At 65.0% G+C, this 24669-nt stretch carries 28 protein-coding genes; 14 read left to right on the forward strand and 14 right to left on the reverse strand.

Annotation, left to right across the window (positions count from 1 at the left end; all coding sequences use genetic code 11):
- Positions 1-24: 24 nt before the first annotated feature.
- Genes sufC through SR3_RS16065 form a run of 6 tightly spaced genes read left to right on the forward strand, consistent with a single transcriptional unit; the run spans position 25 to position 4018 of the window.
- Positions 25-777, forward strand: coding sequence for a Fe-S cluster assembly ATPase SufC (gene sufC / locus SR3_RS16040; RefSeq protein WP_068088236.1), 753 nt, complete (start codon positions 25-27; stop codon positions 775-777).
- Complete coding sequence (locus tag SR3_RS16045) at positions 774-1205, forward strand: hypothetical protein (protein WP_068088239.1); 432 nt, start codon at positions 774-776, stop codon at positions 1203-1205. Before sufC ends, SR3_RS16045 begins: the two co-directional genes overlap by 4 nt.
- Positions 1202-1939, forward strand: coding sequence for a SufD family Fe-S cluster assembly protein (locus SR3_RS16050; RefSeq protein ID WP_068088241.1), 738 nt, complete (start codon positions 1202-1204; stop codon positions 1937-1939). The genes SR3_RS16045 and SR3_RS16050 overlap by 4 nt, the downstream gene beginning before the upstream one ends.
- Positions 1936-3147 (forward strand): aminotransferase class V-fold PLP-dependent enzyme, encoded by a 1212-nt coding sequence (locus SR3_RS16055; RefSeq protein ID WP_068088244.1) that lies wholly within the window; start codon positions 1936-1938, stop codon positions 3145-3147. Before SR3_RS16050 ends, SR3_RS16055 begins: the two co-directional genes overlap by 4 nt.
- Complete coding sequence (locus SR3_RS16060; protein ID WP_068088249.1) at positions 3144-3650, forward strand: SUF system Fe-S cluster assembly protein; 507 nt, start codon at positions 3144-3146, stop codon at positions 3648-3650. The genes SR3_RS16055 and SR3_RS16060 overlap by 4 nt, the downstream gene beginning before the upstream one ends.
- Before the next feature lie 2 nt (positions 3651-3652).
- On the forward strand, positions 3653-4018 hold the full coding sequence (locus SR3_RS16065; protein WP_068088252.1) for a HesB/IscA family protein: 366 nt from the start codon (positions 3653-3655) through the stop codon (positions 4016-4018).
- A 45-nt stretch (positions 4019-4063) separates the two neighbouring features.
- Here SR3_RS16065 and SR3_RS16070 read toward each other — a convergent pair whose 3' ends face one another.
- Together SR3_RS16070 and SR3_RS30660 are read right to left on the reverse strand one after the other, a co-directional pair.
- Entirely contained in the window at positions 4064-4483 is a 420-nt protein-coding gene (locus SR3_RS16070) for a hypothetical protein (protein ID WP_068088254.1), read from the reverse strand.
- Positions 4484-4597: 114 nt separating this feature from the next.
- Entirely contained in the window at positions 4598-5122 is a 525-nt protein-coding gene (locus SR3_RS30660) for a DUF1367 family protein (protein WP_245653947.1), read from the reverse strand.
- A 62-nt stretch (positions 5123-5184) separates the two neighbouring features.
- Here SR3_RS30660 and SR3_RS16080 point away from each other — a divergent pair, with 62 nt between their 5' ends.
- The gene (locus SR3_RS16080) at positions 5185-6183 is read left to right on the forward strand and encodes an adenosine kinase (RefSeq protein ID WP_068088257.1); all 999 of its coding nucleotides are present in this window, start codon (positions 5185-5187) and stop codon (positions 6181-6183) included.
- Positions 6184-6524: 341 nt separating this feature from the next.
- Positions 6525-6722, forward strand: coding sequence for a hypothetical protein (locus SR3_RS16085; protein ID WP_068088260.1), 198 nt, complete (start codon positions 6525-6527; stop codon positions 6720-6722).
- A gap of 3 nt (positions 6723-6725) precedes the next feature.
- On the opposite strand, the gene purD is transcribed toward SR3_RS16085, so the two are convergent.
- Positions 6726-8015, reverse strand: a complete 1290-nt coding sequence (purD, locus tag SR3_RS16090) for a phosphoribosylamine--glycine ligase (RefSeq protein ID WP_068088262.1) — start codon at positions 8013-8015, stop codon at positions 6726-6728.
- On the opposite strand from purD, the gene xseA reads away from it, so the two are divergent.
- From xseA to SR3_RS16105, 3 genes are read left to right on the forward strand one after another with little or no spacing between them, the layout of a single operon-like run.
- Positions 8014-9504, forward strand: coding sequence for an exodeoxyribonuclease VII large subunit (xseA, locus tag SR3_RS16095; RefSeq protein WP_157098892.1), 1491 nt, complete (start codon positions 8014-8016; stop codon positions 9502-9504). The two genes, purD and xseA, sit on opposite strands and share 2 nt — an antisense overlap.
- A 49-nt stretch (positions 9505-9553) precedes the next feature.
- Positions 9554-9754, forward strand: a complete 201-nt coding sequence (locus SR3_RS16100; RefSeq protein WP_068088265.1) for a DUF2093 domain-containing protein — start codon at positions 9554-9556, stop codon at positions 9752-9754.
- Positions 9751-10590 carry a M23 family metallopeptidase gene (locus SR3_RS16105; RefSeq protein WP_068088268.1) on the forward strand — a complete coding sequence of 280 codons (840 nt, stop codon included), beginning with the start codon at positions 9751-9753 and terminating at the stop codon, positions 10588-10590. The genes SR3_RS16100 and SR3_RS16105 overlap by 4 nt, the downstream gene beginning before the upstream one ends.
- A 142-nt stretch (positions 10591-10732) precedes the next feature.
- On the opposite strand, the gene SR3_RS31360 is transcribed toward SR3_RS16105, so the two are convergent.
- Positions 10733-10933 carry a hypothetical protein gene (locus SR3_RS31360; protein ID WP_157098893.1) on the reverse strand — a complete coding sequence of 67 codons (201 nt, stop codon included), beginning with the start codon at positions 10931-10933 and terminating at the stop codon, positions 10733-10735.
- A 139-nt stretch (positions 10934-11072) separates the two neighbouring features.
- On the opposite strand from SR3_RS31360, the gene SR3_RS16110 reads away from it, so the two are divergent.
- On the forward strand, positions 11073-14138 hold the full coding sequence (locus SR3_RS16110) for a TonB-dependent receptor plug domain-containing protein (RefSeq protein WP_084455629.1): 3066 nt from the start codon (positions 11073-11075) through the stop codon (positions 14136-14138).
- A gap of 295 nt (positions 14139-14433) precedes the next feature.
- Here SR3_RS16110 and rpmB read toward each other — a convergent pair whose 3' ends face one another.
- On the reverse strand, positions 14434-14724 hold the full coding sequence (gene rpmB, locus SR3_RS16115) for a 50S ribosomal protein L28 (RefSeq protein WP_068088274.1): 291 nt from the start codon (positions 14722-14724) through the stop codon (positions 14434-14436).
- Between the two features lie 165 nt (positions 14725-14889).
- On the opposite strand from rpmB, the gene SR3_RS16120 reads away from it, so the two are divergent.
- Positions 14890-15348, forward strand: a complete 459-nt coding sequence (locus SR3_RS16120) for a nucleoside deaminase (RefSeq protein ID WP_068088277.1) — start codon at positions 14890-14892, stop codon at positions 15346-15348.
- A 239-nt stretch (positions 15349-15587) separates the two neighbouring features.
- Here SR3_RS16120 and nadC read toward each other — a convergent pair whose 3' ends face one another.
- The 7 genes from nadC to SR3_RS16155 form a co-directional block, all read right to left on the reverse strand.
- On the reverse strand, positions 15588-16451 hold the full coding sequence (gene nadC, locus SR3_RS16125; RefSeq protein WP_068088280.1) for a carboxylating nicotinate-nucleotide diphosphorylase: 864 nt from the start codon (positions 16449-16451) through the stop codon (positions 15588-15590).
- 300 nt (positions 16452-16751) lie between these two features.
- A complete protein-coding gene (locus SR3_RS16130) occupies positions 16752-17552 on the reverse strand; it encodes a LytR/AlgR family response regulator transcription factor (protein WP_068088283.1) in 801 nt (266 codons plus the stop codon).
- A gap of 25 nt (positions 17553-17577) precedes the next feature.
- Positions 17578-18720, reverse strand: a complete 1143-nt coding sequence (locus tag SR3_RS16135) for a sensor histidine kinase (protein ID WP_068088286.1) — start codon at positions 18718-18720, stop codon at positions 17578-17580.
- 56 nt (positions 18721-18776) lie between these two features.
- Positions 18777-19538 carry a DsbA family protein gene (locus SR3_RS16140; RefSeq protein WP_157098894.1) on the reverse strand — a complete coding sequence of 254 codons (762 nt, stop codon included), beginning with the start codon at positions 19536-19538 and terminating at the stop codon, positions 18777-18779.
- Positions 19539-19549: 11 nt separating this feature from the next.
- Positions 19550-20953, reverse strand: a complete 1404-nt coding sequence (locus SR3_RS16145; protein WP_068088292.1) for a M48 family metalloprotease — start codon at positions 20951-20953, stop codon at positions 19550-19552.
- A 58-nt stretch (positions 20954-21011) separates the two neighbouring features.
- Positions 21012-22430 carry a hypothetical protein gene (locus SR3_RS16150; RefSeq protein WP_157098895.1) on the reverse strand — a complete coding sequence of 473 codons (1419 nt, stop codon included), beginning with the start codon at positions 22428-22430 and terminating at the stop codon, positions 21012-21014.
- 135 nt (positions 22431-22565) lie between these two features.
- Positions 22566-23315 (reverse strand): sterol desaturase family protein, encoded by a 750-nt coding sequence (locus SR3_RS16155; protein WP_068088297.1) that lies wholly within the window; start codon positions 23313-23315, stop codon positions 22566-22568.
- Between the two features lie 71 nt (positions 23316-23386).
- On the opposite strand from SR3_RS16155, the gene SR3_RS30665 reads away from it, so the two are divergent.
- A complete protein-coding gene (locus SR3_RS30665; protein WP_084455635.1) occupies positions 23387-23548 on the forward strand; it encodes a DUF1289 domain-containing protein in 162 nt (53 codons plus the stop codon).
- Positions 23549-23802: 254 nt separating this feature from the next.
- On the opposite strand, the gene SR3_RS16160 is transcribed toward SR3_RS30665, so the two are convergent.
- Both SR3_RS16160 and SR3_RS16165 read right to left on the reverse strand, forming a co-directional pair.
- The gene (locus SR3_RS16160; protein ID WP_068088300.1) at positions 23803-24288 is read right to left on the reverse strand and encodes an MmcB family DNA repair protein; all 486 of its coding nucleotides are present in this window, start codon (positions 24286-24288) and stop codon (positions 23803-23805) included.
- A gap of 32 nt (positions 24289-24320) precedes the next feature.
- Positions 24321-24662 carry a hypothetical protein gene (locus tag SR3_RS16165; protein ID WP_068088303.1) on the reverse strand — a complete coding sequence of 114 codons (342 nt, stop codon included), beginning with the start codon at positions 24660-24662 and terminating at the stop codon, positions 24321-24323.
- Positions 24663-24669: the final 7 nt, after the last annotated feature.

The raw sequence follows: 24669 nt of genomic DNA on the forward strand, positions 1-24669 counted from the left end.
GCCCGTTAAAAGGCAATTTTGACCATGTTGCAGATTTCCGATCTCCACGCCACCGTCGCGGACAAGCCGATCCTCAAGGGTCTGTCGCTCACCATCAACGCCGGTGAGGTGCATGCCATCATGGGCCCCAATGGCGCGGGCAAGTCCACGCTGGGCTACACGCTGGGCGGCCGCCCCGGCTACGAGGTGACCGGCGGCTCGGCCATGCTGGAGGGCGCCGACCTGCTGGAGATGGAGCCGCATGAGCGCGCCGCCGCCGGCCTGTTCCTGGGCTTCCAGTATCCGGTGGAAATCCCCGGCGTCTCCAACCTGCAGTTCCTGCGCGAGGCTCTGAACGCCCAGCGCAAGGGCCGCGGCGAGGCTCCGCTCTCGGGCGGCGAGTTCCTGAAGATCGCGCGTGAAAAGTCGGCGCTGCTCAAGATGGATATGGAGATGCTCAAGCGTCCCGTGAACGTCGGCTTCTCGGGCGGCGAGAAGAAGCGCGCCGAGATGGTGCAGATGGGCATCCTCGACCCCAAGCTGGCGATTCTCGACGAGACCGACTCCGGCCTCGACATCGACGCGCTGCGCATCTGCGGCGAAGGTATCAACGCCATCATGCGCCGCCCCGACAAGGCCGTGCTGCTGATCACCCACTATCAGCGCCTGCTCGATTACGTGAAGCCCGATTTCGTCCATGTGCTGGCCGGTGGCCGCATCGTGAAGAGCGGCGGCCCCGAGTTGGCGCATGAACTCGAAGAGCGCGGCTATGAGGCTGTCGAAGGAGCCGCCGCATGATCGTGCTGGCGGCCCTGCTGGCCCTTCAGGGTTTTGCTGCCGACGCGGGCGAGGCGCCCAAATCGGCAGCCCAGACCGTGGCTCAGGCGGCGGAAAGCAATGGCGGTTCCGATCTTTCGGAACTGGAGAAGAAGCTTCAGGTCTGGAAGGGCCGCTGGGGCTACAATGACGGCAAGTTCGGCTGCGAAACCCGCAACACCAGCGGTGATTCGGCGGTGGATTCGGTGGGCTGTCAGGCGCTGATGGCTTGCCTCAGTCCCGAAGAAGAGCGCCTCAACGCGATCGCTCAGGGCGCCGGTGACGACAAGACGCGCGGCTCCGAGATGCAGGCGATTGTCGCCAAGGCGCAGCCTTGCATCGCCGAGAAGCGCCATCAGGGTCTGATCGCTCTGGCCCAGCTCCGCAATTTCGGGGGAGCAGGCAAGTGAGCGCTGTCGCAGAGATCCTTCCCACCCGCGCCGAGGAAGATTGGCGCTATGCCGATGTGAAGGCGCTGGCCGATCTGTGGCCGCTGCCCGAGCGTGAGACCATCACCGTTCCCGCTGGCGGCAGTTTCGCGCGTTCCATCGTGCAGACCGCAGGCGGCGTCACCCGCCTGTCGCTGGTGCTGGAAGCCAAGGCCAGTGCGGCGCTGCATGTGCTGAACGCGGGCGGCCCCTATGCCCGCGTTGAGATCGATGTGGTGCTGCATGAGGGCGCAGACTTCACGCTGGGCGGCGCGCAACTGGCGCAGACCGGTCAGACGGTGGAAATCGTCACCAAGGTCACCCATGCCCATCCCGATGCGGTCAGCCGTCAGCTGGTGCGCTCGGTGGCGGGCGGGCAGGGCGTCGTCACCTATCTGGGCAAGGTCAAGGTCGAGCCCGGCGCGGACGGCACCGATGGCGAACAGAGCGTGCGCGCCATGCTGCTGGACCGCACCGCCACGGCCAACGCCAAGCCCGAGCTGGAAATCTACGCCGACGATGTGAAATGCGCCCATGGCTGTGCTGTGGGTGAGCTGGACGCCAACGGGCTGTTCTATCTCGCCGCGCGCGGTCTGCCGCCTGCGCAGGCCAAGGCGCTGATGCTCTCGGCTTTTATCGCCGAGGCTTTCGATGGCGCCGAAGAAGGCGACCATCTGCAGTCGCTGGCGCAAAAGCTGCTGGAGGAAGCGCTGTGAGCCGTTCGCTCGCCGAGATCCGCGCCGACTTTCCGGGCCTGAAAACCCGTGAGGGCGGCGTGTGGCATTATCTCGACAGCGGGGCGACGGCGCAGAAGCCGCAGGCCGTGATCGAGGCCACGGTGCGCGCGATGGGGGCGGATTACGCCACCGTCCATCGCGGCGTCTATGCCCGCAGCGCCGAGATGACTCTGGCTTACGAGGCGGCGCGCCGCACCGTGGCCCGTTTTATCGGCGGCGATGAGCATGAGGTCGTCTTCACCCGCGGCGCCACCGAGGCGATCAATCTGGTAGCCAACAGCTGGGGCGCGGCGACTCTGAAAGCGGGGGATCGCATTCTGATCTCCACGCTGGAGCATCACTCGAACATCGTGCCGTGGCAGATTCTGCGCGACAAGCTCGGTTTCGAGATCGATGTCTGCCCGCTCACCGAAGATGGCCGCATCGATCTGGATGTTGCCGAAACCATGCTGACCCCGGCGCACAAGCTGGTGGCGCTGGCGCATGTCTCCAACGTGCTGGGCAGCGTGCTGGATGTGGAACGCGCCGTGGCGCTGGCCAAATCGGTTGGCGCGAAAGTGCTGATCGATGGCTGTCAGGCCGTGCCGCGTCTCAAGCTCGATCTGGCCGCGCTGGGTTGCGATTTCTACGTCTTTTCCGCCCATAAGCTCTACGGCCCCACCGGCATCGGCGCGCTGTGGGTGAAGGCGGAGGTTCTCGCCACCATGCAGCCATGGCAGGGCGGCGGCTCGATGATCGACCGCGTGACCTTCGAGAAGACGACCTGGGCCCCGGCGCCCACCCGCTTCGAGGCGGGCACGCCTGCGATCGTCGAGGCGATCGGCTTTGCCGCGGCCATCGATTATGTCGAAGCCATCGGCATGGATGCGATCCACGCCCATGAACTCTCGCTGGTGGACAGCCTGCGCGGAGAACTGCGCGCTTTCAACTCGATCCGTCTGTTCGGGCCCGATCATGCGGCGGGCATCGTGTCTTTTTCCATGGACGGGGTGCATCCGCATGACCTCGGCACTATCTTGGATGAGGAAGGCGTGGCGATCCGCGCCGGGCATCATTGCGCCCAGCCTTTGATGGAGCATCTGGGCGTGCCCGCCACCGCCCGCGCCAGCTTTGGCCTTTACAGCGATGACAGTGACATTGCCGCCCTGCTGCGCGGCATCGAGCGAACCAAGAGGATTTTCGGATGAGCGAGTCCACAGCCGGAAACGGCGCCCCCCGTTTCACCGTGGAAGAGGTTGATGCCGCCCCCACCCCGCCGCGCGCGCGGGTGGAGGATGTGACTCCCGCCCCTTCGGAAAGTGCCGAGGAAAAGGCCGAGCGCAAGCGCGACTATCTCGATGGTTTCCTCAGCCAGCAGCCCACCGGCATGGCCCCCAACGAACCGGGCGGCGAACTGTATGAGGCGGTGGTCGATGCGCTGAAAGAGATCTATGACCCGGAAATCCCGGTCAACATCTACGAACTGGGCCTGATCTACGGCGTGGACATCACGCCCGATGGCGCGGTGGCGATCACCATGACGCTGACCACCCCGCATTGCCCGGTGGCCGAATCCATGCCGGGCGAGGTGGAACTGCGCGTCGCCAGCGTGCCCGGCATCCGCGAGGCCGAGGTCAGCCTGGTGTGGGACCCCGCCTGGGACCCGGCGAAAATGAGCGACGAAGCCCGCCTCGAACTGGGGATGCTGTGATCATGAGCGACACCGAAACCAAGACCCGCCGCGCTCGCCCCGCCGCCGTCACGCTGACGGCCACGGCAGAGGCGCGCATCGCCCATCTGATGGCAAGCGCTCCCGATGGTTCGGTGGGCGTGAAACTGTCCACCCCGCGCCGGGGCTGTTCGGGTCTGGCCTATTCGGTGGATTATGTCAGCGCGGCCAACGCGTTCGACGAAAAGATCGAGACGCCGGGCGGCGTGCTCTTCATCGATGGGGCCAGCGTGCTTTATCTGGTGGGATCGGTGATGGACTGGGTGGAGGACGATTTCACCGCCGGTTTCGTCTTCAACAATCCCAATGCCAAGGGCAGCTGCGGCTGCGGTGAGAGTTTTACCGTTTAATCCTTACCTCAGGCGAGAGTCCCTCATCACTCTCGCCCGCAGCGATCACGCGCCGGTCACGCCCCCCGTCAAACGGCGTTCGTTGCCTTCGGTTGTGATCGCTTCGGCGTCCACCAGCCTGATCTGCATTTCCTGCTGCCGCAGATAGGCCAGTAAAGCCGCCGGCACCGCCCGCGCCTTCACGCAGCATTGCCGCAGCAGCGCCAGAGCCGCGGGCGAGCTTGCCCCGCCCTCATCGATCCGCGCCAGCAGCCAGTGCGATTTGGTGTCATCCATCACGCCAGCGGGCGCGCGCTGTTCCACCAGCCAGGTCGAGATCGTCTCGCCCAGAAACTCCACCCATTCGGGCGAGGGTGAGCGGACATGCATGTTGATGGCCAACAGCGCCTCGGCATCGTCCGGGCTCATGCCCGGCCGGTTCGGGTCGGCGGGGCGGCCCAAAGGGCTGCGATTCGTCTCGTTCATCCCGTGCGTCCTTTCGGTTGCGCCCCCGGAGCCGAGATGCCGTTTTGTCCCTTACAGCAGAGTGAACCAAAAATTCAGGTAGAGTGATGTTTTCATATCACACTCTATGCTGGGTCACCGCTTGCGCAGCGCCGCCACGCAGGCCGCCCGGTCCACATCGCGCGCATCGGTGCCGCGCCGGGCATCGACGTAGGAGGCGCGCGGCGCCTGACCTGGCGCGGGCGGGTAGAGATAGACGTCCAGCACGCAGGCCGTGCCGCTGAATTGCAACTTGCGCGCATCGCCCTCGACCACGTCCAGCCGCGGCGTGCCGAACAGGCGCTGCAATTCGGGCTGCGTGGCGCCGATCACCCCCTGCAGCCCCGGCAGCGACTGCACGCGCGCGGCAGGTGGCGGCGCATGATAGATCGCGGCGGGCGGGGTGGCCGTGCTGCCCCCATGATGCGGCGGGCGCGGCGTGGAGACGGGCCGAACCGGCTCGCTTCCGCAAGCGGCGAGAAAACCCAGCAGAGGAAGCGCGAAAAAAGAGCGATGGAAAGGCAGGTTCATGGCGCGTGTGATGGACTGAGCATGCGGGGCGGTCAATTGCCGCCCATGCGCATTGTCGCGCGCTGCTGGCGTTCCGGCATATCTGCCCATTGCCCTTGCCCCGCCCGCCCGCTAGGCGCTGAAAGATTATTGCCCTCAGGAAAGGCCCTTTGATGACCCAGCCCACCACCGATGTCATCGCCATCGGCAATGCCATCGTCGATGTGATGGCCCCCTGCGCGGATGCCCTGATCGCGGAGCTGGGCCTCTCGCGCGGTGGCATGACTCTGGTCGACGCCGATCAGGCCAAGGTGCTCTACGACGCCATGGGCCCGGCGCGCGAAATCTCCGGCGGCTCGGCGGCCAACACGCTGGCCGGTCTGGCCCTGCTGGGCGCGAAGTGCGCCTTCATCGGCCAGGTCGCGCAAGACCAGCTGGGCGAGGTCTTCGCTCATGACATCCGCTCGGGCGGCATCGCCTTCGACACGCCCGTCGGCCCGGCCAGCTCGCCCACCGGCCGCTGCCTGATCTTCGTGACGCCCGATGGCCAGCGCACCATGAACACCTTTCTGGGCGCCAGCCAGTTCCTGCCCGCCAGCGCGCTGGACGACAAGGCCATCGCCGACGCGCAGGTCCTGTACCTTGAAGGCTACCTCTGGGATCCGGAAGAGCCGCGCAACGCCATGCGCCGCGCGATTGCCGCCGCCAAGAATGCCGGTCGCAAGGTGGCCTTCACCCTTTCGGCCGTCTTCGTGATCGACCGCCACCGCGACGACTTCAACGCCCTGATCAACGAGGGCCTGATCGATATCCTCTTCGCGAATGAGGAAGAACTCGCCGCCCTGACCGGCCTTGAGGACTGCCACGAAGGCCTCGCCTCGCTGACGGGCAAGGTGCCCACGGTGGTGGTGACGCGCGGCTCGGAAGGTGCGCTGGCCGTGTCCGATGGGCAGCAGGCGCAGGTCGCCGCGCAGCCCATCGAGCGCGTGGTGGACACCACTGGCGCTGGCGATCTCTTCGCTTCGGGCTTCTTGTTCGGTTTCGTGCGCGGGCGTTCTTTGGAGGAATGTCTGACTCTGGGCTCGGTTTGCGCGGCCGAGATCATCAGCCATTTCGGTGCCCGGCCCGAGGTGGATCTGAAGGCCTTGGTTTCCGAGAAGATCGGGGCTTAAGGCTTAAAAGGAAAGTGCGAGGGGGTTACCCCCTCGCGCTCCCATAACGTCTTCCGACGAAGCGGCAGCGGCGCCCGATCCTTGCGCCTCGGCTCTCCACCTGCGAGACCTAAGGCGCCGCAGGCTTTCAACCCTATGATGATAGCGCAGCGCTGGCATTTCCTGCCTGCGGCGCTGCAAACTTGGCGCAAGGCCGAACCCGTGGCGCCAACGCAGACATTAAAGGGAGCGCGAGGGTTATGACCCTCGCATCATCTTTTTCCTTTAACCCCTTAAACACCCGGATGTTCTACCGTCCTGCCGTATACGCATAGAATGCCTGAGCGCAGGAGGCACAACCCATGGCCATTTCCACGAGTTCGGTGACATCAAGCACGGTCACCCGGACCCAGTATGATTCGCAGCCGCAGCAGCTGCGCCCGCAGGTTGAGCAGAAGACTCAGTCGCAGAAGGAGCAGGAGACTCCGGCGCCAACCTACAACAGCGATCTCAACCTGCCGAATGACGGCACCGGGGCCAGCTACAGCTTCCTCGTTTAACGATCAGCCTTCCGCCTCACGCGCCACTTCGCGCCAGCCGATATCGCGGCGGCAGAACAGGTCGGGCGCAGTGATGGCATCCACGGCGGCATAGGCGGCCTTTTGCGCCTCTGTCACATTCGCGCCTGTCGCCGTGACGTTCAGCACGCGCCCGCCGTTGATGGTCAGCGTGTCTCCATCCAGCGCCGTGCCCGCGTGGAAGACCTTCGCGCCTGTCGCTTCGGCCTTGTCGATGCCCTCGATGGTGCCGCCCTTCTTGGGCGTTTCGGGATAGTTCTGCGCGGCCAGCACCACCGTCAGCGCGGTGTCCTTGCTGAAGACAGGCGGCTTGGCAGAGGCCAGCTCGCCCGTGGCGCAGGCCAGCAGCAGCTCGGCCAGATCCGACTGCAGGCGGCGCATCATCACCTGCGTTTCGGGGTCGCCGAAGCGGGCGTTGTACTCGATCAGGCTGGGGCCGTTGGCGGTCAGCATCAGACCGGCGAACAGCACGCCGCAATAGGGCGTTCCCTCGGCGGCCAGCGTGCTGACGGTGGGGGCGATGATGCGCTCCATCACCTCGGCTTCCAACTCGGGCGTCAGCACCGGGGCGGGCGAGTAGGCGCCCATGCCGCCGGTGTTGGGGCCGGTGTCGCCTTCGCCCACGCGCTTGTGGTCCTGCGCGCTGGCGAAGGCCATGATGCTGGTGCCATCGGTGAGGGCGAAGAAGCTGGCTTCCTCACCCGTCATGAACTCCTCGATCACCGCTTCGGCGCCCGCCGAGCCGAAGCGCCCGGCGAAGATGTCCTGCACGGCGGCGACAGCCTCATCCATCTTCATGGCGACGGTGACGCCCTTGCCGGCGGCCAGACCATCGGCCTTGATGACCACCGGGGCACCGAAGCGTTCCAGAGCGGCCATGGCGTGGGCCTCGCTGGAAACGCGCTCGTAACCGGCGGTGGGGATGTTGGCGCGGGCGCACAGATCCTTGGTGAACCCTTTCGAGCCTTCAAGCTGGGCCGCTTCCTTCGAGGGGCCGAACACCGGCACGCCCGCCGCGCGCAGCGAATCGCCAAGGCCATCGACCAGCGGCGCCTCTGGGCCGACCACCACAAGGCCGATGGCCTGCAGGTGGCAGAAGGCGACCACGGCGTCGTGATTCGTCACATCCAGCTTCACGCATTCGGCGTCTTGCGCGATGCCCGGATTTCCGGGCGCGGCGAAGAGCTTTCCACCGCTGCGCACCGCTTGGGATTGCGCCAGCTGCCACGCCAGCGCATGTTCGCGCCCGCCCGAGCCCAGGAGAAGGATGTTCATGCCCGCTTACCCGCCTTATGCCGATGATGATGGTCCTGGCGGGCTGGTAGCGAAGCAGACGCCCGGGGACAACGCAGAGGCGCTCTCCATCACCGAGATTTCCGCGCTTTTGAAGCGAACGGTGGAAGATCGCTTCGGTTTTGTGCGGGTGCGGGGCGAATTGTCGGGCGTGAAGCGCGCGGCATCGGGCCATTTGTATCTGGCGCTGAAGGATGAGGGCGCGCGGCTCGATGGCGTGATGTGGAAGGGCAGCGTGGCGCGTCTGGGCTTTCTGCCCGAGGATGGCGTGGAGGTGATCGCCACCGGCAAGCTGACCACCTATCCGGGCCGCTCGAACTATCAGATCGTGATCGAGCGCATGGAGATCGCGGGCGAGGGCGCCCTGCTGGCCCTGCTGGCGAAAACCAAGGCGCGGCTGGAGGCGGAAGGACTGTTCGCCTCCGAGCGCAAGCGGGCGCTGCCCTTTCTGCCCCGCGTGATCGGCGTGGTGACATCGCCCACCGGCGCAGTGATCCGCGACATCCTGCACCGCCTGGCCGACCGTTTTCCCAGCCATGTGATCCTCTGGCCGGTGCTGGTGCAGGGGCAGGGGGCGGCGCAGCAGGTCGCCGCCGCCGTGCGCGGCTTTGGTGCCTTGGCACCGGGCGGGCCGGTGCCGCGCCCCGATGTGCTGATCGTCGGGCGCGGCGGTGGTAGCATCGAGGATCTGTGGAGTTTCAACGAAGAAGAGGTGGTGCGCGCCATCGCCGAGAGCCCGATCCCCGTGATCAGCGCCGTCGGCCATGAGACCGACACAACGCTGGCCGATTTCGCCGCCGACCGCCGCGCGCCCACCCCCACCGCCGCCGCCGAAATGGCCGTGCCGGTGCGCGAGGATCTGTTGGCCACGGTGGGCGAATTCGCCCTGCGTCAGCGCCGGGCCGTAACGCGCGGGCTGGACCTGTCGCGCGAGAGGCTGGCGGTGCGGGCGCAGCGCCTGCCTTCGGCCCGCACGCTGCTGGAAGAGCCGACCCAGGCGCTGGATGAAGCTGGCGAAAAGCTGCGTCGCGGTCTGGCCGGGCGGGCTCAGGTTGCTGGCACGCAGTTGCAGCGCGTCGCCGGGCGGCTCTCGCTGCCTTTGCTGGCGGCGCGACTGGAACGCGCGCGCGAAAGGCTGGCGGCACAGAGGCTCAATCCCGCGCTGCTCTCGGCGCGCCTGCGTGAGGATGGGCGGCGGCTCGATGGCGTGACGCGGGTGATGGCCAGTCTTAATCCTGATGCCGTGCTGGCGCGGGGCTATGTGCGGGTGACCGGCGAGGATGGCCGCACGTTGGTGGGCCATGCTCAGGCCTCGGCCGAGGCGCGGCTGACGTTGCATTTCCGCGATGGCCTGCTCGACGTTGCCCCCTTGGATTCAGAGGCGGTTCAGCCGCGTCCGGCTCCCCGTAAGGCCGCGCCGCGCCGCAGTGAAACCTCGGAAAAGCCCGTACAGGACGACCTGTTCGGCTGACGCGCCCGATGGCATTGGAGCGTGGCGCCAAAGATGGTAGTAAGGTTAGATGTTGATGAATTCTGCCGAACGTATCGCCGTGTTGCGCTATGAACCCAGTGGCTTCCGTATGGTGAGCCCGGGCAGCCATGTTGTCTGCGCTGTTACGGGTGAAAAGATCCCGCTCGACTCGCTCCGTTACTGGAGTGTCGAGTGGCAGGAAGCCTATGCCAGCCCGGAGATCGCCACGAAGCGCATGCTGGGCTTGTGATCTCCCGCCGCGGGGCGCTGGCCGGATTGGGGCTGAGCCTGATCCCCGTGCAGCTTGGGGCAGCCGCCCCGAAAGCGCCTCCTTTGGCCGATCCGATTGGCGTGCTGATGCAAGGTGGCTGGGCACGCGGGCAGGTGACGGGCAAGCCGCGCCTGTCGCTTGGCGGTCAGGCGGTGGATTGCGATCCGGATGGCCGCTTCTTCCTCGCCTTTGACCGCGATGCGCCGCCCACGGCCACACTGACCGCCGATTATGGCGCTGCAGGCATCAGCAGCCGCACGCTGGCCATCGCCCCGCGGGCTTGGCCGATCGAGCATGTGGATGCTCCCTTCCATCCCCCCGCCGTGCCCGATGAGGCTTTCGCCAAACTCCGCGCGGTGGAGCTGGCGCGGATCGAGGTTGCGCGTGCGCAGGTGACCGGCGCCACGGGCTGGCGGCAGGCCTTTGTCTGGCCCGCGCATGGGCGGATTTCAGGACGTTTCGGGTCGCAGCGCATCTATCGCGGCACGCCGGGAGCTTATCACAGCGGTCTGGACATCGCGCCGGGCGCGGGGGCGACCTATGTTGCGCCCGCCGATGGCGTGGTGGTGCTGGCGGCGCAGGCGCCCTTCACGCAGGAAGGCAATCTGCTGATGCTGGACCATGGCATGGGGCTCAATTCGGCCTTCCTGCATGCCCAGCGCCTTTTGGTGCGTGAGGGGGATCGGGTGCCTCAAGGGCAGCCGCTGGGTCTGGTCGGCATGACCGGTCGTGCCACTGGCCCGCATTTGCACTGGAGCCTGCGCTGGCGCGCGGCGCGATTGGACCCGCTGCTGATTTTGCCCTCCGCCGGGTGACGGGCGCTTAATCTTTCAAAAACATGGATATTATGTGTCAATTCGCAGAACGGGCGTTTTGCGCCTTTTCAGCGGATTTTTAAAGCCGTGCTTTTTGAGCAATCCATGCCGATTTGCTCGTTTTCCGACAGTCCATGATATTTTATGTCTCAAAATCGTGACAAAAAATCCAAAGGATGCGGGAATCTATCAAGGCGCTTCCGGTAAAATACCAGATCGCCCTTTGCGTCACATTCATACCAATTGTGTTTTCTGCAATGGATTGTGACAGTTTCGCAACATTATGGCGGTTTTTTGCTGACACCCATGTCAGCATCTTTTCGCGCCAGATGCGCTTTGCCATGATCGCATTTCGTTTTCACGCGGCTTCGGTCGCTTCGTTCCCCGGGATGGGAACGAGGCGAGGGCAACCGGAACCAGACTGATCGTGGGAACAACACCGTGAATGGCGGGGGCGCCATTCACTGGAACAGGGGTGAAACATGAAAGTTGCATTGTACAATGCGCTGCTGGGCAGCGCTGCGCCGCTCGTTCTGAGCGCGTGCCTGATGTCCGGCACGGCCTTCGCACAGGATGCGGCCAAGCCGGAAGAACCCAAGGCAGAAGAAGCACAGACCATCGTGGTGACAGGCTCGATCCTGCGCCGCACCAACACCGAAACGCCCGCGCCGGTCACGACCCTGACCTTCAGCGAACTGTCGGATCGCGGTGTGAACACCGTTTCCGAAGGCCTGCAGCGCATGGCCGCCAACGGCTCGGGCGCACTGAGCGAAGGCTGGAACAACGGCAGCAACTTCGCCACCGGCGCCAATGCCGTGTCGCTGCGCGGCCTGACCGTGCAAGCCACGCTGACGCTGTTCAACGGCCTGCGCATGGCTCCCTATCCCAAGGCGGATGACGGCCATCGCAACTTCGTCGATCTGGGCACGATCCCCGATGCGGTGGTCGAAAAGATCGACGTGCTGAAGGATTCGGCCTCCTCGACCTACGGCGCCGACGCCGTGGCCGGCGTGGTCAACGTCATCATGAAGAAGGAAATCAAGGGCATCCATCTGGACGCCTCCAGCGGCATTTCCCAGCGTGGTGATGGTGGCGAGCGGGCTGTCGATCTGACCGCCGGCTATGGCGACCTGCGCGAGAAGGGCTGGAACATCTATGTTTCGGGCACCTATCGCAAGAAGGACGTCATCAACGTCAACAGCCGCGATTATCCCTTCAACAATGGCGATCTCTCGGGCCTGTGCGATGGCGCCGGTCACTGCGTGGGCATCGCCTCCTCGGGCCTGCAGTTCGGCCAGAACGCCGATGGCACGCTGTCTGGCGGCACCACCACCATCGCGCCGCTGGTCCGCCCGATTACCGTCTCGTCGGCCGGTGCCATCTCCGCACCGGGGATCTATTCGCAGCTGAACACCACGGGCTGCTCGGCCTTCGGTCTGAAGGCTGTGACGCTGACGCCGAGCCAGCAGCTGAATCCCTCGACAGGGGCTCCCCTGTACAATGCCAACCAGTGCCAGCAGGATCTGCGCGCGCAATATCGCACGCTGCGTCCCGACACCGAGCGCTATGGCTTTGTGGTGCATGGCGTCGCCGATCTGGGCGACCGCGCCCAGCTGACCGGCGATTTCGAATATATGCATGTGAAGACCTCCACGCAGCTCGCGCCGCAGGCCTTCGCCAGCCAGACCACGCCTTCGACCAACCCGACCGACCCGGTCAAGCTGACCAACGTCATCCTGCCGGTCTATGTCTGCGCCAATGGCGTGGGCACCATCCGCGGGGCTTCGAACATCAGCACGGGTTGCAGCGCCGCCAATGGCGTGCTCAACCCCAACAACCCCTATGCCGCCGCGGGCCAGACCGCTCAGCTGAAGGGTCTGTATGACCGGCCGGTGGGGATCACCTCGAACACCACCGAGCTGCATGGCGCGCTGGGCGTTCAGGGCCAGCTGGGCAAGGATGACGAGTGGAACTATTCGCTCGATTTCACCGCCTCGCATGTCCGCCTGGGCCTGCTGTATGAAAACTATCTGATCCCGCAGCGCATCGCCGATGTGGCCGCGACGGGCGCTTATAATTTCGTCAGCCCCTGGCTGAACTCGCAGGCGATCCGCGATTACATCTCGCCCGCGGTCAACAACGTCTCGACCTCGGATCTGTGGCAGGTCCAGGCCCAGATCCAGCGCCGCCTGTTCGAGCTGCCCGGCGGCCCGGCCCAGCTGGCGGTGGGCGGCGCCTATCGTCATGAGGCGATCACCAATCCCTCGGCCAATCCGGCCAACGCTGCCGCTCCCTACATGCGCTACTACGGTCTGAACGCCGTGGCCGCTTCGGGCAGCCGCAATGTGCGTTCGGGCTTCTTCGCGCTGGGCCTGCCCCTGCTCAAGAGCCTGGAATTCGACGCCTCGGGCCGTTACGACAGCTATTCGTCGGGCCAGTCGAATTTCTCGCCCAAGCTGGAAGCCAAGTTCACGCCGATCCGCCAGTTCGCGCTGCGCGGCACCTGGTCGAAGGGCTTCCGTATCCCCTCCTTCAACGAGGCGAGCGGCGATCCGACGACCGGCTACACCCAGCCGACCGTCAATTGCGCGGTCTACACCACCTTCTGCGCCGCGCATGGCAACAACGGCTATGCCACCGCCGCCTATTCGCTGGGCCGCACCTCGTTCTCCAACGCCAATCTGAAGCCTGAGAAGTCCACCAGCTGGACCCTGGGCACGATCATCGAACCCAACCGCCACCTGTCCTTCACGGTCGATTACTACAACATCAAGATCAAGGATCTGGTGTCGGGTCTGTCGTCCACGGCGCAGAATGCGGTGCTCGATGCCTATCTGAAGAATGGCACCACCACCGGCGTGGTGCCCGGCGTGACGGTGGTTCCCGGCACCGTCGATCCGGCCAACCAGTCGGCTCAGGCGCTGCCCGGCTTCATCCAGTTCCAGTTCAACAACGCAGGCAAGGAAGAGGTGCAGGGCATCGATTTCGGCGCCAATGCCCGTTACGATCTGGGCCATGGGCTGAAGTGGGCCAGCAGCTTCGACGGCAACTATCTGATCAAGTATCAGCTGACCACCGCCGACAACACCGTCGAGCGTTTCGACGGCACGCTGAGCCCCTGCGATACCTCGTCCTGCTCGGGCTCGCCCAAGTGGCGCTTCACCTGGGCCAACACCATCAGCAAGGGCAAGGTCTCGCTGACGGCGACGACCTACTTCACCTCGGGCTACGATCTGGCCGAAGTGGACTACGGCGGCGTGGCTGGCGACTGCCTCAACTCGAAGAACATCGGCGCGGGCATCGTCTACTACAAGGGCACGACCACCCCGGTGGCATGCCGCGCCAAGGCGACCTGGAACGTCGACCTGTCGGGCAAGGTGAAGGTGACGGACAACTTCACCGTCTATGCCAACGTGCTGAACGTGCTGGGCATCAAGCCGACCTTCGACCCCTCGGCCGCCTACGGCAACTACAACTTCAACCCGACCTGGGGCATGGCGAACATCATCGGTCGCTACTTCCGCATCGGCGCGAAGGTCGATTTCTAAGCTTTCATGGCTTGATCGAGCATTGGGGGGCGGCCTGCAAAGGGCCGCCCCTTTTTGTTTTCAGGGGTGAAGGGATGGAAGCAGGGGGCGTTACGCCCCTTGCACCCCCGTTATGTCTCCCGACACGGATGAAGCGCCACGTGAGGGGGCAGCGCAAACGTCCCTGCCGCCGGAGGGCGCGGGTGATGACCCTCGCATCTTCTTTTTGCTTTCAGGATTCCGGACAAACAAAAAGGCGCGGCAGAACGAATCTGCCGCGCCTTTTTTGCTGGCGCTGAAATCTGCCTTAAGTCGCTCAGGCGGCGACGGCGGCAGCCTTCTTCAGTTCGCGCTTCACCTTGAGGGCGTTGCGGCTCAGCTTGCAGTCAGCCGTCTTGAGCAGCCAGTTGTCCAGGCCGCCGACGTGTTCGACCGAGCGCAGGCCATGCGTCGAAACGCGGAACTTGAAGCCACGATCCAGGGCTTCCGACAGCAGCGTGACGTTCTGCAGGTTAGGCAGGAAGACGCGCTTGGTCTTGTTGTTGGCATGGCTCACATTGTGGCCAACCTGACGGCCCTTGCCAGTCAGTTCGCAAATACGGGACATGATTCTCGCCTTCGAATTTCGTTACCGTTGCCGGAAGAATGGGCGCGCATAGCGATTCTGCCCGGCTTGGTCAAGGTTTTGCACAGGCGAAGAATCGATTCGGTCCTCACGCCGCTGGTGTGTGCTCTTGCCATGATGGCAGCGCTCGCGCTAGCCCCCTTGGGCATGACCCAATGGCCGCTTCCCGAACCCATGGCGCTGGCGCTGGAACAGGCCCGTCTGGGCGCGCAGGCCGGGGAAGTCCCCATTGGCGCGGTTGTGATGCGTGAGGGCAAGGTGATCGCCGCCGCCCACAACCGCCCCCGCGCCCTGTGCGACCCCACCGCCCATGCCGAGGTGCTGGCCATCCGCGCCGCCGCCGCTGCGCTGGGGCAGGAACGTCTGGAAGGCTGCGACCTGTGGGTTTCGCTGGAGCCATGCCCGATGTGCGCGGGGGCGATTGCCCATGCGCGCATCGCCCGGCTCTATTACGCGGCCAGCGACCCCAAGGGCGGCGCTGTGGAGCATGGCGCGCGGGTTTTCGATCACCCCCAGTGTCTGCACCGGCCCGAGGTCTACAGCGGGCTGGGCGGGGATATGGCGGCAGAGATGTTGCGGGCTTTTTTTCAAGAACGAAGAGGGTAGATGCGAGGGGGGTTACCCCCTCACGCTCCCAGAACGTCTTCCGAGGCTAAGGCAGCGGCGTACTATCCCTTGCGCCCTGGCTCTCCACCTGCGCGATCCAGTGCGCCGCAGGCAGGTCATCTTCGATAGGCTAAAGCCTGCGGCGCTCTGAATGCGTGCCCAATGGCTTAGGCAGGGCGCGACGTAGACAACGAAAGGGAGCGCGAGGGCGATGGCCCTCGCATCTTCTTTCCTTCGAATCAGGCCAGAACGAAATCCAGCCCAATATCCGCCGCAGGAGCGCTCTGAGTCAGCCGCCCGACCGAGATATAGTCCACCCCGCTCGCCGCAATCGGGCCGATGGTGGAAAGGTTCACGCCGCCGCTCGCCTCGCAGGGCACGCGGCCTGCCACCAGCGCCACGGCCTCGCGCAGCATATCCGGGCCCATATTGTCGAGCAGCAGGTGAGTCGCCCCCGCCGCCAGCGCGGGCGCGATCTGATCCAGATGATCGACCTCGCAGATGATGCTGGCCACGCCAGCAGCCCGCGCGCGCGACACAGCTTCCGCAACGCCGCCTGCGACGGCGACATGGTTGTCCTTGATCATCGCCGCGTCCCACAGGCCCATGCGGTGATTCTGCGCGCCGCCCATGCGAGTGGCGTATTTCTCCAGATGGCGCAGGCCGGGGATGGTCTTGCGCGTATCCAGCAGGCGCGCCTTGGTCATGCCCATGGCGTCCACATACTGCCGCGTCAGCGTGGCGATGCCCGAAAGGTGCTGCACCGTGTTCAGCGCCGAGCGCTCCGCCGTCAGCAGCGCGCGCGCCTTGCCGGTGATGCGCAGCAGAGGCGTGCCGGGCGCGACCTGATCGCCATCCTGCACCAGCGTTTCCACGGAGATCTCCGGGTCAAGGTGGCGGAAGAAGGCGACCGCAATCGGCAGGCCCGCCACGGTGATGGCGTCGCGGCTGTCCATCACGCCGGTGAAGCGGGCATCTTCAGGGATGACGCTCTCGCTCGTTACGTCCTGGCCGCCACCGGGGAGGCCTTCGCCAAGGTCTTCGGCAAGAGTCTGCGTGACGAAGGTGGCGAGGTCGAAGCCGGTCAGGGTGAATTGGGTCATGGGTCAGGGGTATAAGGATGTGGGAAGAAGGGGGAAGGAGAAAAAGCGAGGGCCATCGCCCTCGCGCTCCCGGAACGTCTTCCGACGCAGGGCCAGTGGCGCCGAAGCCACGCGCCCAGCCTCTCCACCTGCGCCACGCATGGCGCCGCAGGCAGTGATTTATCGATCATGGATTGAGTGCCAGCGTTTAAAAGCCTGCGGCGCGGCGACGTTGCTCCAGGGCCGAATCTGATGCGCAACGTGGACATTAAAGGGAGCGCGAGGGCGATGGCCCTCGTCCTCGCACCTTCCCTTCAAACCTTAATGGACAAACCGCGCCACCACATCGCGATACGAACGCGACACCTTCACGTCCGCGCCCGATTCCAGCACCAAGAAGCATTCGCCATTGGTATGCGGCTTCACCTGGCGCACCAGATTCAGGTTCACGATCCAGGAACGATGCACACGCTGGAACACGCGCGGATCGAGCCGGCGCTCCAGATCCTTCATCGTCTCGCGCAGGATCAGCGAGTTGTCGGCGGTGTAGATGCACATGTAATCGCCGGCGGCTTCGATGCGCTCGATGGTGTCCACATCGACGCGGAAGATCTGGCCGCGATCCTTGATGTTGATCAGCTTCTCGAAGCGGCCCGCATTGGGATCGCCCTGCTCGTCTTCCAGCGTTTCGATGGCGTCGGGCGCCACCTCAGCCAGCACGCTCTTCAGCTTCTCGGCCTCTTCCACCAGCTTCTTGTCCGAAAGGCGCTGGCGCACGCGGTCCAGCGTATCGGCCAGCTTGTCTTCGTCGACCGGCTTCATCAGGTAGGAGACGGCGTTGGCCTCGAAGGCGCGCACGGCGTGTTCCTGATAGGCGGTGCAAAAGACGAAGAGCGGCGGTTCGATCTCCATCACGCCCTTGACCACGGAAAAACCGTCGAAGCCGGGCATCTGGATGTCCAGAAACACCAGATCGGGCTTTTCGGTCTTGATCTTGCGGATGGCTTCGCGCCCGTTGGCGCAGGTATCGATGATTTCGATGTCGGGGAATTTCTGGAGCCGCAGTTGCAGGCCCTGAATGGCCAGTTTCTCATCGTCAACGAGGATGGTGCGGATGGTCATTGGGGCTTTTGCCTTCTCGCGTCAGTCAGGTTGCAGTGGCGCTGGCAGGGAAATCCGCGTCGCGCCGCTCAAAAGGTATTTCGATGGTGACGGCGAAACCGCCCTCAGATGGTTCATAAGTCTCGAAACGATGGGCAGGTCCGTAAGCCTGCGCCAGGCGATCGCGAATATTTGCCAGCCCGACTCCGGTCGAAACCGTCTGCCCCCCGTCGAAACTGACGGCATGCAATCTGTGGTCGCCTTCCTGGTTCTGCAAGCCGGGTCCGGTATCGGAGACGGTGATGCGAAGGTTTTGCCCGACCAGTTGAGCGGCAATGGTGATTTCCGCCCCGCTCTCCTGAGTCGAAACCGCGTATTTGATAGCATTTTCCACCAGCGGTTGCAGCAACAGAGATGGCAGCAACCCGCCTTCGGTGGGTTCGTCGATGCGGAAGGTGGTGCGCAGACGATCCTCGAAACGCATGCGCTCGATGTCGAGGTAGAGCTTCAGCGTCTCGACCTCCTTGGCCACCGTCACCCGCCCTTCGGGCTCGTTGATCAGCGTGTAGCGCAGGAAGGAGGAGAGGCGCGTGAGCATGGCATTGGCGGGCTCGGTCTGGCCCAGCAGCACCAGCGTGGAGATCGAGTTCAGCGTGTTGAACAGGAAATGCGGGTTGAGCTGATAGCGCAGCATGGCCAGCTGGGCGTTGGTAGCCTGCACCTCCAGACGCAGCAGGGCGTCGTTCTGCTCTTCGACGCGCAGGAAGAAGTTGATGGCGTAGTACAGCGCCGACCAGGCGCCGAGCAGCGCGGCATCGAAGAAGAACACGCCCACGAAGAGCTGCGGGAAGCCAACCGTGCTGTCCGGGCGGGACAGATCCACCATCCACGCGTCCATAAAGGCGTAAAGCGAGACCGCCAAAGGCAGCACCACCGCCGTCACGCCCCAGGTCAGCAGGGCGCGGCGGCCCATCAGCTGGCGGTAGATCACCGCGAGGATCAGGCTGATCGAGAAGCCGTTGATCACGGCCACCACCACCAGCGCCAGCGAGGACCATGACTGCCCCGTGGCCAGCAGCGACATGGCGCGCAGCATCAGGGCGCCCGCCCAGCCCAAAACCTGCAACCGCCAGAAAGCGCGATTCTTGTTGGCGAAGAAAGGAGTGGGTTGGAAAGGAAGCACGGCCATCGCGCGGCTCTAACCCAAAAGCGGCCGGTTTGCCATCCGGGGTGGTGGCGCCGTCATCACCCCTTCGGCGTCTCCAGACTCTTGTGCAGCGCCTCCTTGCCCACCGCGCCCAGCAGCAGATGGCCATTGGCCAGGAAGGTGGGGGTGGAGTTGATGCCCAACTGCTTGGTCATCTCCAGATTGGTGGCGATCTCGGTTTTCACCGGCTCGCTGTCCGCATCGGTTTTGGCGCGGGCCAGATCGATCCCGGCGGCCTTGGCGGCGGCTGCGATGCCCGCCTCGTCGGGGCGTTCCTGCGCATACATCGCATGGTGGAAGGCGGGGAACTTGCCCTGTTTCGCCGCAGCCAGCGCCATGGCGGCGGCCACCCGGCTGCCGGGCGAAAGGATCGGCAGCTGGCGGATCACCACCTTCAGATCGGGATCGGCGGCGGTCAGGGCGATGATGTCAGCTTCGCTCTTGCGGCAATAGCCGCAGGCATAGTCCATGAACTCCACCAGCACCTTGTGGCCATTGGGATTGCCCAGCACCGCGCCGGGGAAGGGCGTTTCGACCAGCTGGCGGATCTGGCCGATCTGCGCTTCGGCCTCGCGCTGGCGCAGCACATCCATGGCTTCGGGCAGGATTTCGGGATGGGCCATGATGTAGTCATGGATGGCTTTGTCGCCCGTGCCGTGCTGGCCGATGGGCAGCAGCCCCGAGGCGATCAGCGCCGCCCCCGCCACGCCGCCGATCAAGCCCGCACTCAGGCCGATCAGCAGGCCGCGCATATGGGAGGGCGATGAAGGGGCGGGCCGGGGGGGGAAGTTATCGTTCATAGGGCTGGCGCTTACTTGCGTTTCTTGCCCTTGGCCATGGCGGAGCGCGCTTCCATCGCAATGTCCTGAGCGCGCAGCCAGTCCGGCGTGCCCTGCTTGAGCCCCAGCGCGGCGGCCTCGGCATTGCGCAGCGCGCCGCCGACATTGCCGTTCAGCTCCTGCTGCTCGGCGCTGGCGAGTTCGGCATGAGGCGTATCGCCCTGCTGCGCATAGACCATGCCCAGCACATACCAGGCGAAGGGATTCTCACGGTCGCGTGAGAGGGCGGCTTTCAGCACGCGCTCGGCCTCGGCCATATGGGGGTGTTTGGGGTCGCCCTCATCCTCGGCCAGCAGGGCATGGCCAAAGGTGGTGGCGATCAGCGGCTGGTTGTTGGTCAGCTGGGTGGCGCGGCGCAGCGGATCGATGGCGTCGGCGGGCTTGCCCGCCTCCAGCAGGATCTGGCCTTTCAGCTCAAGGAAATAGGGATCGTCAGGCGCGTCCTTCAGCAGGGCGTCGGTCTCACCCATCGCCTTGTCGAGGAAACCTTCCTTGTGCCAGGCATAGGCGCGGGCATAGCGCGCGGGCACGCCGGTCATATATTCGGGAAAGGCGCGCATGGTGTCCGCCGGGGTGGCCAGATAGCCGTAAAGCTTGGCCTTCACGCGTTTGAAGCGTTCTTCCAGCACCGGATCGACCGGCTTGTTCCAGGCCGGATCCTTCTCATAGACGTCCTGAAGGAACTGGATACGGTCATCGGTCAGCGGGTGAGTCGACCAGAAGGCGTCCTCATCGGTGCGGGTGATGCCGAACTGGTTCTCCATCTTGAGCAGCTTGTGGAAGAACTCCACCGAACCGCGCCCGGACAGACCCGCGCCCGACAGGAAACGCGCACCGGCAGCATCCGCCGCCTCTTCCTCGCCGCGCGTGTAGGAGAGATAGCTGCCCATGGCGGCCTGCTGACCGGCCATGAAGATGCCCATGGCGGCCTCGCCGCCGCCCGCCGCCGCGGCCGCGCCCGCCAGCAGCAGCGACAGGATCGAGATGTTGCTGGCCTGCTTCATGCCGCGCGTATCGATGGCATGGCCGCCCACCACGTGGCCAAGCTCGTGCGCCACCACGCCCTGCACCTCCAGCGCGGAATCGGCGGCGTTGATCAGGCCCGAATTGACATAGACCGCCTGACCGCCCGCCACGAAAGCGTTGATCTCTGAATCATTGACCAGCACAACATCGACATTGTGCGGGTCGAGCCCTGTCTGCTGGATCAGCGGCTGGGCCATATCGTGGAGCAGCGCCTCGGTCTCGGCGTCGCGCAGCACCGATTGCGCGCTGACAGGCGCGGCAGCCAGCGCCAGGCACAAGACCAGGGCGCTGGCCAGAGAGCGAAGCGGCTTGAAGCGGTGGCCGGGCGAATGGAGGGCAGAGTCACGCATGATTCAAAGGGCAGGCTAGCACGCCTGCCGCTGAACCGCGCGTGAAGAATTGTGTCTCTCAGCTTTGCTCAAGAAACTGGCGCAGCAGGCGTGAAAGCGTGGCGGCTGAAGGGTTCAGCGTGCCCAGCGGCTCGACATGAGCCGAGCCCTGACGCACCAGCACCAGCGAAACATCATCGGCAATGCCCAGATCGTCCCAGTCGCGCGCGGGCAGGGCGGCCAGCGCCTGCGCCTCGGGCAGCGGCCGGCGGCGCGGCGTGGCGCTGTTGCTGCGGCGATGCTGGCGTTCGGCGGCGATCACGGCTTTGAGGCCGCCCTGCGTCGCGGCCAGATGCGAGGGCAGCGCGCCCTTGCCGATCCTCAGGCGACGGGCATGGGCCAGCACGGAGGCATATTCGGTCAGCCGCGTCTTGTCGTGACCGGCGCCGAAGACCAACTTCACCACGGGGAGATCGGGCACGCGCGGCTGAGGCGCCAGCCCCTCCGTGGCGAGCAGGGCGGCGAGGCGTTCGGGCGCCTCGGCCCCGGCCAGCGCCAGATCATGCGCCGCGCCGATGGCGGCATAGAGCGCCTGATGATCGCGTGCGGGCGAAAGGCGCAGGCCATCCACCAACTGGCGCGCAATCTGCAGCAGGCTGTCGAGCGAGCGCCCCGGCGTGGAAGGCCAGAAGGCCGGATCGGCCGGCTGGGCGAAACCTTCCTCGCCCTGAGGCCAGAGCGGGTGGCGCGTGGGTGCGGGTTCAACTGCGCCGGGCCCATCGGCCCAGCCCTGACGGTACCAGGGCTGATCGGCCCTGGCCGCCTGATCGATGCGCGAACGCGCGCCCGGAGGCGCCACCGGGCGCGAAAGCGTGCCGCTGGCGGGCGCGGCATCCAGCGCGCCGGCGATGTCCCTGATCAGCTTCTCGCTGGCCTTGGCGTCAAGCTGCTCCTTCCAGTTGATCACGCCCAGAATCTGGCAGATTTTGGCGCGGTGGCTGGAATCGGGATCGTCCGAAAAGGGCAGCAGAATGCCGCGATAGAGCATGGTGGTGCCCACCGGCGTGTTGAACTCAGCCTCGAAGCCGATCGGCGCGCGGTTGGCGAAGATCTGCGCGTAATGCTCGGTAAAGCGCGAGAGCAGCGTGCCGCGCGGCACCATGGACAGCGCGCGGGGGCCGGTGTCGATACCTGCCTGATCCGCCAGCCTCTTGCCGATATAGGTGAGCTGCGGCGTCTCATCCGGCCCGGTGAACTCGATCAGCACCGAACTGGGCGCGAAATCAGGCAGAGCCGCCAGATCGAGCTGGTCGATGGAAGGAAACTCTCGCGATTTCAGCAGCCCGGCCCAGTGATTGTAGGCATGGACCTGCATGCGCCGCTCATCGCGGCCCGGGGGCACGGGCAGAATATCCCCGCCGACCTCATCCTCGTCATAGGTCGAGGCTTGCGGCGTGGCGCCGCGGCTTTCGGCATAGGGGCTGCGCATCGTGTCCATGGAAGGGCTCTCGCAATCGGGGAGGCGGCGGAGGGGCCGTCGGTGATTCTGCGAGGATGATGGCGCAACTTGGTAAAAGGCGCGTTAAGTTGCGCCAGTTGTTCCCTGTGGATAATTGCGGGGATTATGAGTCTTTTAAGCGGGCGTCTCGAAGCTTCCCAGCCCCTTGTCCGTGCCGCAAAGCCTGTCCCACACACGAAAATACAGGCCGTAATTGCAGCGGTAGTTCTGATGATGGCGCTGATGATGCGTGGCGGTGATCAGCCAGTCGCCCAGCGGCCCTTCCACGAGTCGGCGCGGAAAGACCTCCCAGCCCATATGGTTGGTGACGCCCATGACGGTCATGATCGTCAGCACCAGCGCCAGCACGCCGACATGAAGCGGCACGATGAACACCAGCGCCGGGATGATGACGGCATTGGTCAGCGCCTCGATGGGATGGAAACTCATGGCGGCCCAGGCGGTGGGCGGGCGGCTGGCATGATGCACGCCATGGGCAAGGCGGAAGATGCGCGGCTGATGCATCCAGCGATGCGTCCAGTAGAACCATGTGTCATGCGCCAGCAGCACGATGCCCAGCGAGACCGGCATCCACCATAGCGGCATGGCCAGCGGGTCGCGGTAGATCCGCGTCCAGCCATGCACCTGCCAGCCCCAGGCAATGATGCCAGCCGGCAGGCCGAAGATCAGGCAGGAAAGCAGCGACCAGCCGATCTCGGCGCGAATCTGGCGGCCCAGCGGCTGGTAAAGCCCGGGCTTCTTCAGCGCCGTCGCCAAGGCAAAGCCGCCGCTGGAGAGCAGATAGCGCAGAGCGACGATGCCGCTCATCACCAGCGCCGATATGAGCGCCGCCAGGAGCGTGGGCTGGGATGTCAGCAAGGCCATGCCGGAGACTATAGGCTTTGCGCGTGCGATGGCCAGTTGTCGCGGCGCGCTGGCTGTGCTTGGCGTTTGGAATGAGCGACGATGTGCCTTCTCCCTGCCTTGGTCTATGCCGTGTCGATGACAGTGGCGAGATCTGTGTCGCGTGCAAGCGGACGCTTGAGGAAATCGCTGGCTGGGCGATGATGAGCGGCGAAGAGAAAAAGGCGGTTTGGAAGAGGATTGAAGGGGAGTAAAAAGAGACATGCGAGGGGGGTACCCTCTCACGCTCTCATTGCGTCTTCCGACGATAGGGCATTGGCGCCCGAGTGTAGTGCCGCAACTCTCCACCTGCGCAAGGTCAAGCGCCGCAGGCAAGTCACCTTTGATCCATAAGCTGCGTTGGGATGTTAAAGCCTGCGGCGCAGCGACGTTGCTTCAAGGCTGAACCCGTGGCGCGAGGTAGACATGAAAGGGAGCGCGAGGGTTATGACCCTCGCATTCTCTCTTTTCAAACCCCTTCCCCCCAGATCCTTATCTGAGGATCGGCAGCAACCGTTTGCCGCCTCAAGGCGGCACGCGCCAGACGCTCCACCTCCACCTTGCGCCGCGCGGCTGGCAGGGGGCGCAAAGGCGCGGGACGCAAGACTTCGGCGTCATAGCCATCCGCCACGATCAGACCGCAACGCTCCGGCAGGAAGGTGTCGGTGTCCATGCAGGCGCGATCCAGATGGCTGGCCAGCCCCCAATAGAAACGGTCGCAATGGTCGAGGTATTCGGTCCATTTCGCATCGCCGAGCAAATCCGCGCGAGCGACCTTGATCTCCACGATGATGACATGGCCCTTGGCGTCGATGCCCATCAGATCGGCGCGGCGGCCGCCTCGCAGAGGCATCTCGGGCAAACACCAGATATCGTTGCGGGCAAAGAGGCGGCAGATGCCGCGCGCCGTAGCGGCGGCGTTCAGCAGAAGGGGGCTCGATTCGGGCAGGTTCATAGGCCCAGATCATACGAACAGAATGAGAACTTTCAAGCGGGCGGGATCAGCGCCGCCAGCCCTTGCCGGGCGCGCAGGAACTCCTGCCATAGCGCCCTGGCTGCCGGAGCGCTGCTGCCACCGTGATGCTCCACATGCAGCAGCGCGGTCAGGCCGGGCTCCAGCACGGCCAGCAGATCGTCGAGGGCTTGATCCACCAGAGCGCGCCGCTTGCCTGTGATGGTCAGCAGCCCGGCGGGCGGAACGATGGCCAGATCGCTTTGGCCCGCCAGTTGCGCGATCACCTGCGCCGCGCCCGCCAGAGCCGCCCAGCGCTGACCCAGCGGCGTGGTTTCGGCCAGAGCGGCATGGAATTCGGGCGGAATCGCATTCATGAATCCC

The sequence above is a fragment of the Novosphingobium rosa NBRC 15208 genome (genome assembly GCF_001598555.1).
Lineage (GTDB): Bacteria > Pseudomonadota > Alphaproteobacteria > Sphingomonadales > Sphingomonadaceae > Novosphingobium > Novosphingobium rosa.

Coding starts and splice junctions, on each gene's coding strand:
- SR3_RS31360 (WP_157098893.1), bottom strand. CDS start 10,933: ATGGCAAAGCGCATCTGGCGCGAAAAGATGCTGACATGGGTGTCAGCA.
- SR3_RS16165 (WP_068088303.1), bottom strand. CDS start 24,662: ATGAATGCGATTCCGCCCGAATTCCATGCCGCTCTGGCCGAAACCACG.
- sufC (WP_068088236.1), top strand. CDS start 25: ATGTTGCAGATTTCCGATCTCCACGCCACCGTCGCGGACAAGCCGATC.
- SR3_RS16120 (WP_068088277.1), top strand. CDS start 14,890: ATGACCCAATGGCCGCTTCCCGAACCCATGGCGCTGGCGCTGGAACAG.
- purD (WP_068088262.1), bottom strand. CDS start 8,015: ATGAACATCCTTCTCCTGGGCTCGGGCGGGCGCGAACATGCGCTGGCG.
- SR3_RS16085 (WP_068088260.1), top strand. CDS start 6,525: ATGGCCATTTCCACGAGTTCGGTGACATCAAGCACGGTCACCCGGACC.
- nadC (WP_068088280.1), bottom strand. CDS start 16,451: ATGACCCAATTCACCCTGACCGGCTTCGACCTCGCCACCTTCGTCACG.
- SR3_RS16135 (WP_068088286.1), bottom strand. CDS start 18,720: ATGGCCGTGCTTCCTTTCCAACCCACTCCTTTCTTCGCCAACAAGAAT.
- SR3_RS16140 (WP_157098894.1), bottom strand. CDS start 19,538: ATGAACGATAACTTCCCCCCCCGGCCCGCCCCTTCATCGCCCTCCCAT.
- SR3_RS16150 (WP_157098895.1), bottom strand. CDS start 22,430: ATGGACACGATGCGCAGCCCCTATGCCGAAAGCCGCGGCGCCACGCCG.
- SR3_RS16145 (WP_068088292.1), bottom strand. CDS start 20,953: ATGCGTGACTCTGCCCTCCATTCGCCCGGCCACCGCTTCAAGCCGCTT.
- xseA (WP_157098892.1), top strand. CDS start 8,014: ATGCCCGCTTACCCGCCTTATGCCGATGATGATGGTCCTGGCGGGCTG.
- SR3_RS16060 (WP_068088249.1), top strand. CDS start 3,144: ATGAGCGAGTCCACAGCCGGAAACGGCGCCCCCCGTTTCACCGTGGAA.
- SR3_RS16070 (WP_068088254.1), bottom strand. CDS start 4,483: ATGAACGAGACGAATCGCAGCCCTTTGGGCCGCCCCGCCGACCCGAAC.
- SR3_RS30660 (WP_245653947.1), bottom strand. CDS start 5,122: ATGGGCAGATATGCCGGAACGCCAGCAGCGCGCGACAATGCGCATGGG.
- SR3_RS16065 (WP_068088252.1), top strand. CDS start 3,653: ATGAGCGACACCGAAACCAAGACCCGCCGCGCTCGCCCCGCCGCCGTC.
- SR3_RS16160 (WP_068088300.1), bottom strand. CDS start 24,288: ATGAACCTGCCCGAATCGAGCCCCCTTCTGCTGAACGCCGCCGCTACG.
- rpmB (WP_068088274.1), bottom strand. CDS start 14,724: ATGTCCCGTATTTGCGAACTGACTGGCAAGGGCCGTCAGGTTGGCCAC.
- SR3_RS16130 (WP_068088283.1), bottom strand. CDS start 17,552: ATGACCATCCGCACCATCCTCGTTGACGATGAGAAACTGGCCATTCAG.
- SR3_RS16155 (WP_068088297.1), bottom strand. CDS start 23,315: ATGGCCTTGCTGACATCCCAGCCCACGCTCCTGGCGGCGCTCATATCG.
- SR3_RS30665 (WP_084455635.1), top strand. CDS start 23,387: ATGAGCGACGATGTGCCTTCTCCCTGCCTTGGTCTATGCCGTGTCGAT.
- SR3_RS16045 (WP_068088239.1), top strand. CDS start 774: ATGATCGTGCTGGCGGCCCTGCTGGCCCTTCAGGGTTTTGCTGCCGAC.
- SR3_RS16110 (WP_084455629.1), top strand. CDS start 11,073: ATGAAAGTTGCATTGTACAATGCGCTGCTGGGCAGCGCTGCGCCGCTC.
- SR3_RS16100 (WP_068088265.1), top strand. CDS start 9,554: ATGTTGATGAATTCTGCCGAACGTATCGCCGTGTTGCGCTATGAACCC.
- SR3_RS16080 (WP_068088257.1), top strand. CDS start 5,185: ATGACCCAGCCCACCACCGATGTCATCGCCATCGGCAATGCCATCGTC.